The sequence below is a fragment of the Prosthecodimorpha hirschii genome, assembly GCF_001305515.1.
In the GTDB taxonomy this organism is placed as follows: domain Bacteria; phylum Pseudomonadota; class Alphaproteobacteria; order Rhizobiales; family Ancalomicrobiaceae; genus Prosthecodimorpha; species Prosthecodimorpha hirschii.
Window position 1 is genome coordinate 2,479,690 of the sequence record NZ_LJYW01000001.1, and the last position, 14,811, is coordinate 2,494,500.

Sequence of the window (14,811 nt, forward strand, 5' to 3'; positions counted from 1 at the left end):
CCCCCGGCTCGCGCGAAGCGGTCCGGTCCCAGGGAGAAGACCATGGCAGTTAGCGCCAACAGGCTGGAACTCCTCCAGATCGCCGACGCGGTCGCACGCGAGAAGGTGATCGACCGGCGGATCGTGCTCGCCGCGATGGAGGATGCGATCCAGAAGGCGGCCCGCTCGCGCTACGGTTCGGAGACCGAGGTCAAGGCCGAGATCAATTCCAAGACCGGGGAAATCCGCCTGCAGCGGCTGCTGATGGTGGTCGACGAGGTCGAGAATCCGGCGATCCAGATCTCGGTCGACGAAGCGCGCATGAAGAACCCGGCCGCGCAGGTCGGCGACATGATCGCCGAGCCGCTGCCGCCGATGGACTTCGGCCGCATCGCCGCCCAGTCGGCCAAGCAGGTCATCGTGCAGAAGGTGCGCGAGGCCGAGCGCGACCGGCAGTATGACGAATTCAAGGATCGCATCGGCGAGATCGTCAACGGCAGCGTCAAGCGCATCGAATACGGCAACGTGATCGTCGATCTCGGCCGCGGCGAGGCCATCGTGCGCCGCGACGAACTGATCCCGCGCGAGAACTTCCGCAACGGCGACCGCGTCCGCGCCTATGTGTACGACGTGCGCCGCGAACAGCGCGGGCCGCAGATCTTCCTGTCGCGCACCCATCCGCAGTTCATGGCCAAGCTGTTCGCGCAGGAAGTGCCGGAAATCTACGACAACATCATCGAGGTGAAGTCGGTCGCCCGCGATCCGGGCTCGCGCGCCAAGATCGCGGTCTATTCCCGCGACAGCTCGATCGACCCGGTCGGCGCCTGCGTCGGCATGCGCGGCAGCCGCGTCCAGGCGGTGGTCGGCGAGTTGCAGGGCGAGAAGATCGACATCATCCCGTGGTCGTCGGATGCCGCCACCTTCCTGGTCAATGCGCTGCAGCCGGCCGAAGTCTCCAAGGTGGTGCTCGACGAGGATGCCGGCCGGATCGAGGTGGTCGTCCCCGACGACCAGCTGTCCCAGGCCATCGGCCGCCGCGGCCAGAATGTCCGTCTCGCCTCGCAGCTGACCGGCTGGGATATCGACATCCTGACCGAGGCCGAGGAATCCGAGCGTCGCCAGAAGGAATTCCAGGAGCGCACCCAGCTGTTCATGCAGGCGCTGGATGTCGACGAGGTCGTCGCCCAGCTGCTGGCGACGGAAGGATTCGCTTCGATCGACGAACTGGCCTATGTGGACCTGGACGAGATCGCCGGCATCGAAGGCTTCGACGAGGATACCGCCCAGGAAATCCAGAACCGCGCCCTGGCGCATCTGGCCGAGATCGAGGCGGCCCAGGACGAGGAGCGCAAGGCGCTCGGCGTCGAGGACGCCATGCGCGAGGTGCCCGGCGTGACCACCGCCATGATGGTCGCGCTCGGCAAGGACGGCATCAAGACGGTCGAGGATCTCGCCGGCTGCGCCACCGACGACCTGACCGGCTGGACCGAACGCAAGAACGGCGAGACGATCAAGCATGACGGCGCGCTGAAGGGCTTCGAGGTTTCGAAGGCCGAGGTGGAGGCCATCGTGATGGCCGCCCGCATCAAGGCCGGCTGGATCGACGAGCCCGTGGCCGAGGCGGAAGCCGAGGAGGCGGACGAGGTCTGAGGCCAGCGCCTCGGGGTTCGGCCGGATCAGGCCATGCCGCGCAAGAACGAACCGACCGAGCGGACCTGCATCGTCTCGCGAGAGACCCTGCCGGTCGAGGCGCTGATCCGCTTCGTGCTCGGTCCGGACGGAACCGTGGTACCCGACCTGAAGCGCAAGCTTCCGGGACGCGGCGTCTGGGTCGAAGCCAGCCGCAAGGCGGTCGAGACGGCGACGAGGAAGCGGCTGTTCGGCCGCGGCTTCGGCGAGGAAGCCAAGGCCGGAACCGACCTGCCCGACCAGGTCGACCGGCTCCTGATCGATGCCGCCCTCGGCACGCTCGGTCTGGCCCGCAAGGCCGGCCTGATCGTCCTGGGTTTCGCCAAGGTCGAGGCTGCGATCCGCTCGGATGCGGTGATCGGCCTGATCCGTGCGAGCGAGGCCGGCGAGGACGGGACGAACAAGATGACCGCGGCGCTCCGGCGCCGCTTCGGTGACGAAAACGCGATTCCGGTCGTGCGTTTCTTCTCCGGGGCCCAATTGGATTTGGCATTGGGCCGGTCGAATGTGGTACATGCTGCGGTGCTCGCGGGCCGGGCGGGTGAAATATTCCTCGAGCGGTACCACGCGCTCGAACGCTGGCGGGGTGGCACGGCCATCCCGGCGGCGGACAACGAACGTACGAGGGGCGGCGACGCCCCGCAGGACTGACAGGCTCATGAACGATACGAAGAGCACGACCGACAAGACCTTGCACGTCGACGTCAAGAAGACGCTGACGTTGAAGCCCAAGTCGGACACCAACGTTGTCCGGCAGAGCTTCAGCCACGGCAGGTCGAAGGCGGTCGTCGTCGAGACGAAGAAGAAGCGGCCGATTCTGAAGCCCGGCGAGGTCGAGCCCGCCGCGGTGCGCCCGAACGCGGCTGCACCGGCCGCAGCGCCGTCGGTCGCACCGACGCCGCCCGCCGCTCCGGCGGTGGCCGCGGCTCCGGCCGCCGCTCCGGCCCCGGCGCCCGCCCCGGTCGTGGCGCCGGCCCCGGTCGTGGCGCCCGAGCCCGTCGTCGCCGAGGCTCCGAAGCCGGTCGTGGCCGCCGCGCCGGCGACCCCGGTCGCTCCGGAACCGACGCCCCCCGCCGCTCCGGAACCGACCCCGGCCGCACCCGTCGCCGCCGCGCCGGCCGCGGTGGCGCCCGCTCCGGCGGCGCCTGCCGCTGTGACCGTGCGCCCGGCGCCGGCCGCCCCGGCCCCCGTTTCGGTGCGTCCGGCCGCGGCTCAGCCGTCGGCGGGTCGCCCGTCGGCTCCGGCTGCCCAGCCGCCGCGCCCGCAGTCGCCCGCCGGTGGCCGCTCCCAGCCGGCCGGTCCGACCGGCCGCGGTCCCGCGGGTCCGTCGCGCGGCCAGGGCCAGTCGCCCGGCCGCACCGGCGTCGTCCTGCAGGCGCTCTCCGCCGATGAACGCGCCGCGCGCGCCAACGCTCTGGTCGAAGCCCGCGCCCGCGAGGCCGAGGAGCGCAAGCGCGCCGAAGAAGAAGCGATTCGCCGCGCCGAGGAGGAGGTCCGCCTCGCCCGCGAGCGGGAGGAGGCCGAGCGCCGCAAGGCCGAGGAAGATACCCGCAAGAAGTTCGAAGACGAGGCGCGCCGCCGCGCCGAGCAGGAGGCCCAGCGCCGCCTGGACGGCGAACTGCGTCCGCCGGCCGAGGCTTCCGCCGTGCGTCCGGCCCATCCGGGCGGTCCGCGTCCCGGTGCGCCCGCCGCGCCGGCCGTCGCCAAGCCGCTGGCTCCGGTCGCCGGCAAGCCGGTCGGTGCCCGCACCGAGGAGGAGGAGGAGGACAGCGCCCGTCGCGGTCCCCCGCGCAGCATCTCGCCGGCTGCCAAGAAGGTCGCCGTGCCGGCGCCGAAGCCGACCCGCGACAAGGCGGCCGAAAAGCCGCGCGGCAAGCTGACCGTCACCACGGCCCAGAAGGAAGAGGAAGAGGAGGATCGCGGCCGCTCGGTCGCCGCCTTCCGCCGCCGCGTGCAGCGCCAGCAGCGCCGCATGATGTCGAACGAGCCGCGCGAAAAGGTCCTGCGCGAGGTGGTCATCCCCGAGACGATCACCATCCAGGAACTCGCCAACCGCATGGCAGAGCGCGGCGTCGACGTGATCAAGCTCCTGATGAAGCAGGGGCAGATGCTCAAGATCAACGACGTGATCGACGCCGACATGGCGCAGCTGATCGCGGAGGAGATGGGCCACTCGGTCAAGCGGGTCGCCGAATCCGACGTTGAGGAGGGCCTGTTCGCCACCGTCGCCGAGGAGGAGGAGAACCTCCTGCCGCGTCCGCCGGTCGTGACCATCATGGGCCATGTCGACCACGGCAAGACCTCGCTGCTCGACGCCATCCGCTCGACCAAGGTCGCGGCGGGCGAAGCCGGCGGCATCACGCAGCATATCGGCGCCTACCAGGTCGAGAGCCGCGGCCACAAGATCACCTTCATCGACACCCCCGGCCACGAGGCCTTCACGGCCATGCGGTCGCGCGGCGCCAAGGCGACCGACATCGTGGTGCTGGTGGTGGCGGCGGATGACGGCGTCATGCCGACGACCGTCGAGGCGATCAACCACACCCGCGCCGCGGGCGTGCCGATCATCGTGGCCGTCAACAAGATCGACAAGGCCGACGCCAACCCCGAACGGGTCCGTACCGACCTGCTCCGCCACGAGATCGTGGTGGAATCGATGGGCGGCGACGTGCTCGAAGTCGAGGTCTCAGCGACCAAGCGGATCAATCTCGACAAGCTGCTCGACGCGATCCTGCTGCAGTCGGAAGTGCTCGAACTCCGGGCCAATCCGGACCGCTCGGCCGAAGGCACCGTGATCGAAGCCAAGCTCGACAAGGGCCGCGGCCCGGTCGCCACCGTGCTGGTCCAGCGCGGCACCCTCAAGGTCGGCGACATCCTGGTCGCCGGTCCGGCCTGGGGCAAGGTGCGCGCGCTGCTCGACGATCAGGGCGGCACCATCAAGGCGGCGACGCCTTCGACCCCGGTCGAGGTGCTCGGCTTCCAGGACACCCCGGAGGCGGGCGACCGCTTCGCCGTGGTCGACAGCGAAGCCCGGGCCCGCGAGATCACCGACTACCGCCAGCGCCTGAAGCGCGAGAAGAGCATGGCCCGCGGCACCGCCCAGCGCGGTTCGCTCGCGGACATGATGACCCAGCTCAAGGAGACCGGCCGCAAGGAGTTCGTGCTCGTCGTCAAGACCGACGTGCAGGGCTCGCTCGAGGCGATCACCGGCGCGCTGGAGAAGCTCGGCAACGACGAGGTGCGCGCCCGCGTCATCCATGGCGGCGTCGGCGGCATCACGGAATCCGACATCTCGCTGGCGGCGACCTCGCACGCGGCGATCATCGGGTTCAACGTCCGCGCCTCCAAGGAAGCGCGCGAGTCATCCGAACGCGAGGGCATCGAGATCCGGTACTACAACGTCATCTACGACCTCGTGGACGACGTGAAGACCGCGATGTCGGGCATGCTGCCGCCGCTGCTGCGCGAGACCATGCTGGGCAATGCCCGCATCCTGGAGATCTTCGCGGTCTCCAAGGTCGGCAAGGTCGCCGGCTGTCTGGTCACCGACGGCACCGTGGAACGCGGCGCCAATGTGCGCCTCATCCGCGACAACGTCGTCATCCACGAAGGCAAGCTGTCGCAGCTCAAGCGCTTCAAGGACGACGCAAAGGAAGTGCAGTCCGGCCAGGAATGCGGCATGGCCTTCGAGTCCTACCAGGACATGCGCGCCGGCGATGTCATCGAGTGCTACCGCGTCGAGACGGTGGCCCGCTCGCTCTGAGGCCCATAGGCGGCGCCACGACCGGGAATGCGAAGTCAGGAACGGCCCGGAGCCCCAGCGCTCCGGGCCGTCTGTCAATGACGACTGGAACATCAGATGCCATGGCGCCGGGTCCGATCCCCGACGTGGTGGGCGGAGGACATTATGCAGGACAAGAAGTATTTTGAGATTTCGTTTCGAATGGATGCCCCCTATTTCGAGGAATTGTGTCGGCTCGAGCGTGGTCACTTCGGAATCGCGGCACTTCGACATTTCATGACCAGCGTTGCTTTTTGCGTTCCAACGGTGATAGTTATTTTCTATATTTTTAGCGAATTTGATCTGACGAAGACACTCAAAATTCTTTCATTTTTTTCGTCGAAATACTTGCTTTTTACGGTCTCTGCACTGATCGTAGCCGCCATATCTACAGAGGCGTATATTCGCATTGTTTTACCAAGCCGCCTCTTGAAAAGAGTCCGGGCAGACCGCATCGAACAGAAAATTCTCTTGACCGAGGATAGGGTTTTCAATTCTTCACCGGTCACGGAGTGGTCTGCCAAATGGTCCGTTGTGACCAAGTGCATCTATTCGTCCGAGTACATCACGGTGATGCTCGATAAGCTGATGTATGTCGTCATCCCAAGAAGCGCCGTGGCATCTCCGGACGAGTGGGCGGCCATTACGAAATTCATCCAGGAAAAGACCCATGCCGCCGCATAACCCCACCCCCGCCGGCCCGTCACAGCGCCAGTTGCGCGTCGGCGAGATCGTGCGCCATGCCCTGTCCGACATCCTGTCGCGCGGCGCGATCGCCGATCCGGATCTGGACGGCGTCATCATCACCGTGCCGGAGGTGCGCATGTCGCCGGACCTGAAGCAGGCGACCGTGCTGGTCATGCCGCTCGGCGGGCGCGATGCCGACCGCGTGCTGGCCGGCCTGGAGCGCAGCCGGAAATGGCTGCGCGGCCAGATCGCGCGCCGCGTCGACCTGCGCTTCGCGCCCGAAATCCGCTTCCGGCTCGACACCCGCTACGACGACGACGACCAGATCAACGCCCTGCTGCGCACACCCTCAGTGCGCCAGGACATCGAGGGCGGCGACCGCGAGGACTGATCCCGCGCCGCGCCGACCACCGCATCACCCCCATATCCCTGCCGTCGCGCTCGTCCCGAGCGGGCGGCCGCTCATCCAGAAGGACCGGACCATCGTGGCCCGCAGGAAGAAGTTCGACGACGTGAATGGCTGGCTGGTGCTCGACAAGCCGGTCGGGATGACCTCGACCCAGGCGGTGGCGCGCGTCAAGCGCATCATGCACGCCAACAAGGCCGGCCATGCCGGCACGCTCGACCCGCTCGCCTCGGGGCTCCTGCCGGTCGCGCTCGGCGAGGCGACCAAGACCGTCTCCTTCGTGATGGACGGGCGCAAGATCTACCGCTTCGTCGTGCAATGGGGCATCGAAACCGATACCGACGACACCGAGGGCGTTGTGGTCGCCCGTTCGGACCTGCGCCCGAGCCGCGACGACGTGCTCGACATCCTGGACGAGTTCACCGGCGAGATCATGCAGGTGCCGCCGGCCTTCTCGGCGATCAAGATCGCCGGCGAGCGCGCCTACGACCTCGCCCGCGACGGCGAGGAGGTGATCCTGGAGGCGCGCCCGATCCAGGTCCACCGGCTCGACTTGGTCGACATGCCGGATGCCGACACCGCCGTGTTCGACTGCGAATGCGGCAAGGGCACCTATGTGCGCGCGCTCGCCCGCGACATGGGCCGCCGGCTCGGCACCCGCGGCCATGTCGTCGGGCTGCGCCGCCTGCTGGTCGGCCCGTTCGGCGAGGAGGACATGGTGCCGATGGATCGGCTCGACGAACTGGCCGAGACCGGCGAGCCGGCCGCGCCGCGCGGCGAACTGCTCGCCGTCGACACGGCTCTTGCGGAAATCCCCGAAGTGGTGGTCAATCGCGACGGCGCGGCCCGGCTGCGCCGGGGCCAGGGCGTCATCCTGCGCGGCCGCGATGCGCCGACCGAGGCCGGTGCGGTCGCGGTCACCTGCGGCGGCGATCTGGTCGCGATCGGCGAGATCGAGGGCGCCGAACTCCGCCCCGTGCGGGTGTTCAACCTCGAAGGCTGAAACGAGGAGACCTGCCGATGCCGCGCTTTGTCCGTCCTGCCAAGGCCGCCCTGCTCGGCCTCGGTCTGGCCATCGCCGCCGGCATCGCGCCGGCCCGGGCCGAGATCTGCAAGGTCACCGACCCGACCGGCACGCCGCTCAACCTGCGCGCCGCGCCGAACGGCGCGGTGGTCGGGACGATCCGCAACGGCATCGACGTCGAGATCCTCGACGCGAGCCTGGATTCCCGCGGTCGCCGCTGGACGCTGATCCGGCCCGAGGGCTCGGGTCCGGCCGTCGGCTGGGTGTTCCGCGAATTCCTCAGCTGCTACCGATAGATCGCCCGGCCAGGTTCGGCATCGGACGGCCGGGACGCCGCGCCGGTCATGCGCCGGCCTGTGCCTCATCGGCCGGTGCCCCGGTGGCGGGTGTCCCAGGAGCCGGCGCCCCGGTGGCGGATGTCCCAGGGGCCGGAGCCCCGCCGCAGATCTCCCGGACCACGCCGCGCAGCCAGCGATGCGCCGGGTCCGCTTCCATGCGCGGGTGCCAGAGCAGCGAGATGGTCAGGTCGGCGAGCGCCACCGGCAGCGCGAAGCTCGCCATGCCGTCGCGCAGGCGGCCGGTATAGCGCTCCGGCACGGTGGCGACGAGATCGGTCGCCCGTGCCAGCGCCAGCGCTTCCGAGAAGGTGGCCACCACCGTGGCGATGCGCCGTTCGAGCCCCCGCGCCGCCAGGGCCGCGTCGACCGGCCCGTGTTCCCGGCCGCGCCGCGAGATCGCGACATGGAGCGCGGACGCATAGCGCTCGGCCGTGACCGGTCCCGCCGCCAGCGGATGGGCCGCCAATGGATGCGCCGCCAGCGGATGACCGGACCGCACCACGCCGACGAAGCGGTCGCGAAACAGCGCCTGCGCGCGCAATTCGGGTCCGGTCGCGGCCGCCACCACCCCGGTTTCCAGGTCGACGCCGCCATCGCGCAGCGGCGCGCTGTCCTTGTCGGGCTTGGGCAGGAAGCAGAGTCGCACACCGGGCGCCTCCCGCTCCAGCCGCGCGAGCAGCGCGGGACCGAAGGTCTCCACGAAGCCCTCCCGGTTGCGCATCGTGAAGCGGCGTTCGAGCCGGGCGAGATCCGGGGCGGCCTCCGGGCGCAGCAGGGCCGTCGCCGCCTCGACCAGGGACCCGGCCCGTTCGCGCAGGTCGAGCGCGCGCGGCGTCGGCACCAGCCCGCGGCCGGCCCGGACCAGCAGCGGATCGCCGGTCGCCGCCCGGAGCCGCGCCAGCTGGCGGCTCATCGCCGACGGGCTGAGCCGCAGCCGCCGCGCCGCGCCGGCGACGCTGCCCTCGGTCAGGAGCACGTCCAGGGTCACGAGCAGGTTCAGGTCGGGCGGCGTCATGGCGAAATCATAGCACGGCAGGCCGACCGATAGAGGGCGTCGGATGCACGGATCGACTGCAATCGCTGCGTCTTCCGCCATGGCGGCGAGCGGACTACCTCGGAGGTCTGCCAACGAGCCCCGAGGAGAACCCGCCATGGCATCGGCCCGCACCGCCGAACACCCCGCCGCCCACCCCGCGGACCGCCCCGATCCGGTCGCGGCGCGTCGTCCGCCGTCCGCAGCCCTTCCCCTCGGCGGGCTCTTCCTGGCGGCGCTGCTCGCCTCGCTCGGCACCAGCATCGCCAATGTCGCGCTGCCGACCCTGGCGCAGGCCTTCGCGGCGCCCTTCGCGCGCGTCCAATGGGTGGTGATCGCCTATCTGATCGCCATGACGGCCCTGATCGTCGGTGCCGGACGCCTCGGCGACCGGTTCGGGCGCGGACGGATACTGCTGATCGGCCTCGCCCTGTTCGCGGCCGCCTCCCTGGCCGCGGCCGCCGCGCCGACGCTCGACCTGCTGATCGCCGCCCGGGCCGCCCAGGGGGCCGGCGCCGCCATCCTGATGGCGCTGTCCCTGGCGCTGGTGCGCGACAGCGTGCCCCCGGACCGGATCGGGACCGCGATGGGCCTCGTCGGCACGCTGTCGGCGGTCGGCACGGCCCTCGGCCCGTCGCTGGGCGGGCTGTTGATCGGCCAGTTCGGCTGGCGCGCCGTGTTCGTCGCCCCGGTTCCGCTCGCCCTCGTGGCCTTCGGCATCGGTTTCCGGGCCTGGACCGCGGAGCGCCGCCCCGCGCTGGTCGAGCCGGCGCCCGTCGGCCTGGCCGCGACCGTCTTTCTGAGCGTCACGCTCGCCGCCTATGCGGCCGCCATGACGCTCGGCCGCGACCTCTTCGGGCCGGCCGGCCTCGCCCTCTCGGCGCTTGCGGCGATCGGCGGCGCGGCCTTCGTGCGGGCGGAGCGGACCGCCGCCGTCCCGCTGATCGCCCCGGCCCTGGTCCGTGATCCGATCCTGGCCGGCAGCCTCGCGGCGAATGCCCTGGTGGCGACCATCATGATGGCGACGCTGGTGGTCGGGCCGTTCTACCTGTCGGGCGCGCTCGGGCTCGATGCGGCGCGCGTCGGGCTGGTCATGTCGGTCGGCCCCGTCGTCTCGATGGCGACCGGCATCCTGGCCGGCCGGCTGGTCGACCGGCGCGGCGCGCCGGCGGTGATGCGGACCGGGCTCTTGCTGGTCGCGGCCGGGTCGGCGGGCCTGGCGAGCCTGCCGCTGTGGTTCGGCACCGCCGGCTACATTGCGGCGATCGCGGTCCTGACGCCCGGCTACCAGCTGTTCCAGGCGGCCAACAACACGGGCGTCCTGGCCGAAGTCCCGTCCGACCGGCGCGGCCTCGTCTCCGGCCTCCTCGGGCTGTCGCGCAATCTCGGCCTGATCACCGGGGCGGCCGCGATGGGGGCGGTGTTCGCGCTGGCGGTGAAGGCCGGCGACATGGCCGGGGCCGCGCCGGCCGCGCTCGGCACCGGTCTGGCCGCGACCTTCGGGGTCGCCGCCCTGCTGGCCGGCGCGGCCCTCGCGATCACGATCCGCAGCCGCCGGGTCGACGGTTCGGCGCGGGGCTGACCGGCCGTCGGGGCTCCGGCCGTCTGGGGCTCTTGTGTACGATTTCGTTGGCGTTCGGGCCGCCCTTCAGGCATAAGGACCGCGCTGGTCCGTGCCCGAGACGTCTCGGGCGCGGATTTAGGCGTTTTTGACCCGGCTGGACGACATCCCGGCCGGGCCGACACTCCAAATGAAGGATAAGCCGATGTCGATCACGGCAGAGCGCAAGCAGGCGCTCATCAAGGAATATGGCACCGGCGCCGGCGATACCGGTTCGCCGGAGGTGCAGGTGGCGATCCTCTCCGAGCGCATCGCGAACCTGACCGGGCACTTCAAGACCCACGGCAAGGACAACCATTCCCGCCGCGGCCTCCTGAAGATGGTCAGCCAGCGCCGCAGCCTCCTCGACTACCTCAAGGGCAAGGAAGAGGCGCGCTACCGGACGCTGATCGAGAAGCTCGGCCTGCGCCGCTGAGTTCCAATCTGCCGGGCGGCATCATGGGATGCGCCCGGTGGTTCGATCGCGACGGACGGTTCCCGTCCGTCTCGTGAATCCGAACCACTTACTCTTTGGCGTCGTGGTCAATTCAATCTGACATTTGCGTCTCGCAAATGTCAGATTTTGACCACGAGATCGTCTCGCCCTGCCGGGCATTGGCTCGCGAACCGCGCGGGCCTTCGGCGGGACGGGGCAGACAAGCATGCAGGGCGGCATGGGGCCGGCCTGCAGTCATTCAAGACCTGAACGCGTGAAAGGAGCCATGGCGAGATCGCCGGATGCTCTCAACCCCGCAGGATGCGGGTGCCCGATGGCGGGCGACGGCGTGCCGATCCGGGCCATGATGCCCCCGGCACTCTGACGTGGAAGCGAATGCGCCCTGGCGGTCGGAGCCTGTCCCGGTTCCCGCCAAAGCGGCCATCGCCTCTTCCGCCCTTGGGCGGACGCCGCCGCATCGCAAGGCCGACCCGCCCAAGGGCGGCACCCGAGAGCCTCTCGCCGTCTTGTCCATGGCTCGTCGCGTTCGACCGCAAGGTAGACACGACATGTTCGATATCCATCGTGAAGTGATCGAGTGGGGCGGCCGTACGCTCGTGCTCGAAACCGGCCGCATTGCGCGCCAGGCCGACGGCGCCGTGCTCGCCACCTATGGCGACACGACCGTGCTCGCCACCGTCGTCTCGGCCAAGGAGCCGAAGCCGGGCCAGGACTTCTTCCCGCTCACGGTCAACTATCAGGAAAAGACCTTCGCGGCCGGCAAGATCCCCGGCGGCTACTTCAAGCGCGAAGGCCGCCCGAGCGAGAACGAGACCCTCGTCTCGCGCCTGATCGACCGCCCGATCCGCCCGCTCTTCGTCGAGGGCTACAAGAACGACACCCAGGTCGTCGCGACCGTGCTGTCGCATGACCTCGAGAACAATCCCGACATCGTCGCCCTGGTGGCCGCCTCGGCCGCGCTGACGATCTCGGGCGTGCCCTTCATGGGCCCGATCGGCGGTGCCCGCGTCGGCTATATCGACGGCGAGTACGTGCTCAACACGATGCTCGACCGCAAGGGCGATTCGAAGCTCGACCTGGTCGTCGCCGGCACCCAGGACGCCGTCCTGATGGTCGAGTCGGAAGCCCAGGAACTGCCCGAGGACGTGATGCTCGGCGCGGTCATGTTCGGCCACCGCTCGTTCCAGCCGGTCATCGACGCGATCATCCGGCTCGCCGAGAAGGCCGCCAAGGAGCCGCGCGACTTCCAGCCGAAGGACTATTCGGAGATCGAGAAGGCGATGCTGGCCATCGCCGAGACCGATCTGCGCGCCGCCTATCTGAACACCCAGAAGCAGGTGCGCTACGCCGCCGTCGACGCGGTCAAGGCCAAGGTCATGGATGCCATGATCTCCAAGGAAGCCGGCGACGGGAAGTACGACAAGGAAACCGTCGCGACCGTGTTCAAGGAACTCCAGGCCAAGATCGTGCGCTGGAACATCCTCGACACCGGCGGCCGCATCGACGGCCGCGACGTGAAGACCGTGCGTCCGATCCTGTCGGAAGTCGGCGTGCTGCCGCGCACCCACGGCTCGGCGCTGTTCACCCGCGGCGAGACGCAGGCCCTCGTGGTCGCGACCCTCGGCACCGGCGAGGACGAGCAGTTCATCGACAGCCTGGAAGGCACCTACAAGGAGCGCTTCCTGCTGCACTACAACTTCCCGCCCTATTCGGTCGGCGAGACCGGCCGCATGGGTTCGCCCGGCCGCCGCGAAATCGGCCACGGCAAGCTCGCCTGGCGCGCCATCCGCCCGATGCTGCCGGTGCATCACGAGTTCCCCTACACGATCCGCGTGGTCTCCGAGATCACCGAATCGAACGGCTCCTCGTCGATGGCCACCGTCTGCGGCTCCTCGCTGGCTCTCATGGATGCCGGCGTGCCGCTGATCCATCCGGTCGCCGGCATCGCCATGGGCCTCATCCTGGAAGGCGAGCGCTATGCGGTGCTCTCCGACATCCTGGGTGACGAGGACCATCTCGGCGACATGGACTTCAAGGTCGCCGGTACCGAGAACGGCGTCACCTCGCTGCAGATGGACATCAAGATCCAGGGCATCACCGAGGAGATCATGCGGGTCGCGCTCGACCAGGCCAAGGACGGCCGCCTGCATATCCTCGGCGAGATGTCCAAGGCGATCACCCGCCCGCGCGCCGAGCTCGGCGAGTTCGCCCCGCGCATCGAGACCATGAAGATCCCGACCGACAAGATCCGCGAAGTGATCGGTTCGGGCGGCAAGGTGATCCGCGAGATCGTCGAGAAGACCGGCGCCAAGGTGGACATCTCCGACGACGGCACCGTCAAGGTCTCCTCGTCCGACCAGAAGGCCATCAAGGCCGCGGTCAACTGGATCAAGTCGATCGCGGCGGAGCCCGAGATCGGCCTGATCTACGAGGGCACCGTGGTCAAGTGCATGGAATTCGGCGCCTTCGTGAACTTCTTCGGTTCGCGCGACGGCCTCGTGCACATCTCCCAGCTCGCCCCGCGCAAGGTCGGCAAGGTCACCGACGTGGTCAAGGAAGGCGACAAGGTCTGGGTCAAGCTGCTCGGCTTCGACGAGCGCGGCAAGGTCCGCCTGTCCATGAAGATCGTCGACCAGACGACCGGCGAGGAGATCAAGCAGGACGCCGAGGGCAAGCCCGCGGAGTGATCTGCGGCTGACCCTTTGAGGCTGCGAGAGGCCGTCCTTCGGGGCGGCCTCTTTCGTTTCTACGCCCCTGTCGGGATCGGCCGTCGTCGCATTGTCCACGATTGCGGAACGAAGTGTCGAACTTCCGCCGGATTGGCATCCTGAGGGGAAACGACCATATTGGGGGCAACGCAGCCGGCCTCCGTCCGGCGCCGGAGTTTTCGTGATGACCCCTGACGCTTCCGTCTCCGCTCCCGTCCACACCCGCCTGCCCGTCGACACCCGCGACGGTCCCGTCACCCTGGCGGTCGCCGACCGCGACGGCCTCGTCGCCTGGTACGGCCGGGTGCTCGGCTTCGTCGAACTGGCGCGCTCCGCGACGCGCAGCGTGCTCGGCGCCGCCGGTGGCGCGGCCCTCCTGGTGCTCGACCAGAAGCCGGGCCTGCCCGCGCACGACCAGCGCACGGCCGGCCTGTTCCACGTCGCCTATCTGGTGCCGAGCCGCGAGGATCTCGCCCGCTGGGTCGCCCATGTCGCCGCCCAGCGCATCCCGATCGAAGGCGCCTCCGACCATCTGGTCAGCGAGGCCTTCTACCTGAGCGATCCGGAAGGCAACGGCATCGAGGTCTATCGCGACCGGCCGCGCGGCGAATGGCGCCGCAAGGGCGACGAGATCGAAATGGACACGCTCGCCGCCGACGTGCAGGGCCTGCTCGCCCTGGGCGGACGCCTGCCGGCCTGGACCGGCGCGGCGAGCGGCACCACGGTCGGTCACGTCCACCTGAAGGTCGCCGATCTCGACGCCGCGCGCCGCTTCTATGTCGAGACCCTCGGCATGGACCTGATGACCACCTATCCGGGCGCGCTGTTCGTCGCGGCCGGCGGCTACCATCACCATTTCGGCCTCAATGTCTGGCGCTCGAAGGGCCGCCCGAAGCCGGCCCGCGAGGAATACGGCCTCGCCGAGACGACCATCGTGGTGCCCGACGCCGCGGCGCTCGCGGCGACCGCGACCCGTCTGGCGACGGCCGGATACCGGGCCGACAGCGGCGACGGCGCCGTGATCACCGTCGATCCGGCCGGCAACCGCCTGCGCCTGGCCATCGGCGAGGCGACCGCCGAGGCGTTGCTGGCGGCGTGACCGGTTAGAA

The 14,811-nt window shown here is 69.6% G+C and carries 12 protein-coding genes; 11 read left to right on the top strand and 1 reads right to left on the bottom strand.

Annotated elements, in window-relative coordinates:
• The first annotated feature begins 42 nt into the window (after positions 1 to 42).
• From nusA to ABB55_RS10910, 7 genes are all read left to right on the top strand, one after another.
• Complete coding sequence (gene nusA, locus ABB55_RS10880) at positions 43 to 1,629, top strand: transcription termination factor NusA (protein ID WP_054358825.1); 1,587 nt, start codon at positions 43 to 45, stop codon at positions 1,627 to 1,629.
• A 33-nt stretch (positions 1,630 to 1,662) separates the two neighbouring features.
• Positions 1,663 to 2,319, top strand: coding sequence for an RNA-binding protein (locus tag ABB55_RS10885; RefSeq protein WP_054358826.1), 657 nt, complete (start codon positions 1,663 to 1,665; stop codon positions 2,317 to 2,319).
• Positions 2,320 to 2,326: 7 nt separating this feature from the next.
• Positions 2,327 to 5,431: a translation initiation factor IF-2 gene (gene infB, locus ABB55_RS10890; RefSeq protein WP_054358827.1), complete on the top strand. Its 3,105-nt coding sequence runs from the start codon at positions 2,327 to 2,329 to the stop codon at positions 5,429 to 5,431.
• A 144-nt stretch (positions 5,432 to 5,575) separates the two neighbouring features.
• Positions 5,576 to 6,133: a YcxB family protein gene (locus tag ABB55_RS10895; protein WP_152982003.1), complete on the top strand. Its 558-nt coding sequence runs from the start codon at positions 5,576 to 5,578 to the stop codon at positions 6,131 to 6,133.
• Positions 6,120 to 6,527 carry a 30S ribosome-binding factor RbfA gene (rbfA, locus tag ABB55_RS10900; RefSeq protein WP_054358829.1) on the top strand — a complete coding sequence of 136 codons (408 nt, stop codon included), beginning with the start codon at positions 6,120 to 6,122 and terminating at the stop codon, positions 6,525 to 6,527. The genes ABB55_RS10895 and rbfA overlap by 14 nt, the downstream gene beginning before the upstream one ends.
• Positions 6,528 to 6,621: 94 nt before the next feature.
• Positions 6,622 to 7,545 (top strand): tRNA pseudouridine(55) synthase TruB, encoded by a 924-nt coding sequence (gene truB, locus ABB55_RS10905; protein ID WP_054358830.1) that lies wholly within the window; start codon positions 6,622 to 6,624, stop codon positions 7,543 to 7,545.
• A 17-nt stretch (positions 7,546 to 7,562) separates the two neighbouring features.
• Positions 7,563 to 7,862: an SH3 domain-containing protein gene (locus ABB55_RS10910; RefSeq protein WP_200912018.1), complete on the top strand. Its 300-nt coding sequence runs from the start codon at positions 7,563 to 7,565 to the stop codon at positions 7,860 to 7,862.
• 46 nt (positions 7,863 to 7,908) lie between these two features.
• On the opposite strand, the gene ABB55_RS10915 is transcribed toward ABB55_RS10910, so the two are convergent.
• A complete protein-coding gene (locus tag ABB55_RS10915) occupies positions 7,909 to 8,919 on the bottom strand; it encodes a LysR family transcriptional regulator (RefSeq protein WP_083463531.1) in 1,011 nt (336 codons plus the stop codon).
• Positions 8,920 to 9,055: 136 nt separating this feature from the next.
• Between ABB55_RS10915 and ABB55_RS10920 the strand changes: the two genes are divergently transcribed.
• The 4 genes from ABB55_RS10920 (at position 9,056) to ABB55_RS10935 (ending at position 14,801) form a co-directional block, all read left to right on the top strand.
• Entirely contained in the window at positions 9,056 to 10,519 is a 1,464-nt protein-coding gene (locus tag ABB55_RS10920; RefSeq protein WP_054358831.1) for an MFS transporter, read from the top strand.
• Between the two features lie 184 nt (positions 10,520 to 10,703).
• Positions 10,704 to 10,973, top strand: coding sequence for a 30S ribosomal protein S15 (rpsO, locus tag ABB55_RS10925; RefSeq protein WP_054358832.1), 270 nt, complete (start codon positions 10,704 to 10,706; stop codon positions 10,971 to 10,973).
• A 569-nt stretch (positions 10,974 to 11,542) separates the two neighbouring features.
• A complete protein-coding gene (pnp, locus tag ABB55_RS10930; RefSeq protein ID WP_054358833.1) occupies positions 11,543 to 13,681 on the top strand; it encodes a polyribonucleotide nucleotidyltransferase in 2,139 nt (712 codons plus the stop codon).
• A 205-nt stretch (positions 13,682 to 13,886) separates the two neighbouring features.
• Positions 13,887 to 14,801 carry a VOC family protein gene (locus ABB55_RS10935; RefSeq protein WP_054358834.1) on the top strand — a complete coding sequence of 305 codons (915 nt, stop codon included), beginning with the start codon at positions 13,887 to 13,889 and terminating at the stop codon, positions 14,799 to 14,801.
• The last annotated feature ends 10 nt before the right edge of the window (positions 14,802 to 14,811 follow it).

Excerpts from the sequence above, each read along its gene's own strand:
- nusA (WP_054358825.1), top strand. The coding sequence starts at position 43 with ATGGCAGTTAGCGCCAACAGGCTGGAACTCCTCCAGATCGCCGACGCG.
- ABB55_RS10885 (WP_054358826.1), top strand. The coding sequence starts at position 1,663 with ATGCCGCGCAAGAACGAACCGACCGAGCGGACCTGCATCGTCTCGCGA.
- infB (WP_054358827.1), top strand. The coding sequence starts at position 2,327 with ATGAACGATACGAAGAGCACGACCGACAAGACCTTGCACGTCGACGTC.
- ABB55_RS10895 (WP_152982003.1), top strand. The coding sequence starts at position 5,576 with ATGCAGGACAAGAAGTATTTTGAGATTTCGTTTCGAATGGATGCCCCC.
- rbfA (WP_054358829.1), top strand. The coding sequence starts at position 6,120 with ATGCCGCCGCATAACCCCACCCCCGCCGGCCCGTCACAGCGCCAGTTG.
- ABB55_RS10910 (WP_200912018.1), top strand. The coding sequence starts at position 7,563 with ATGCCGCGCTTTGTCCGTCCTGCCAAGGCCGCCCTGCTCGGCCTCGGT.
- ABB55_RS10915 (WP_083463531.1), bottom strand. The coding sequence starts at position 8,919 with ATGACGCCGCCCGACCTGAACCTGCTCGTGACCCTGGACGTGCTCCTG.
- ABB55_RS10920 (WP_054358831.1), top strand. The coding sequence starts at position 9,056 with ATGGCATCGGCCCGCACCGCCGAACACCCCGCCGCCCACCCCGCGGAC.
- rpsO (WP_054358832.1), top strand. The coding sequence starts at position 10,704 with ATGTCGATCACGGCAGAGCGCAAGCAGGCGCTCATCAAGGAATATGGC.
- pnp (WP_054358833.1), top strand. The coding sequence starts at position 11,543 with ATGTTCGATATCCATCGTGAAGTGATCGAGTGGGGCGGCCGTACGCTC.
- ABB55_RS10935 (WP_054358834.1), top strand. The coding sequence starts at position 13,887 with ATGACCCCTGACGCTTCCGTCTCCGCTCCCGTCCACACCCGCCTGCCC.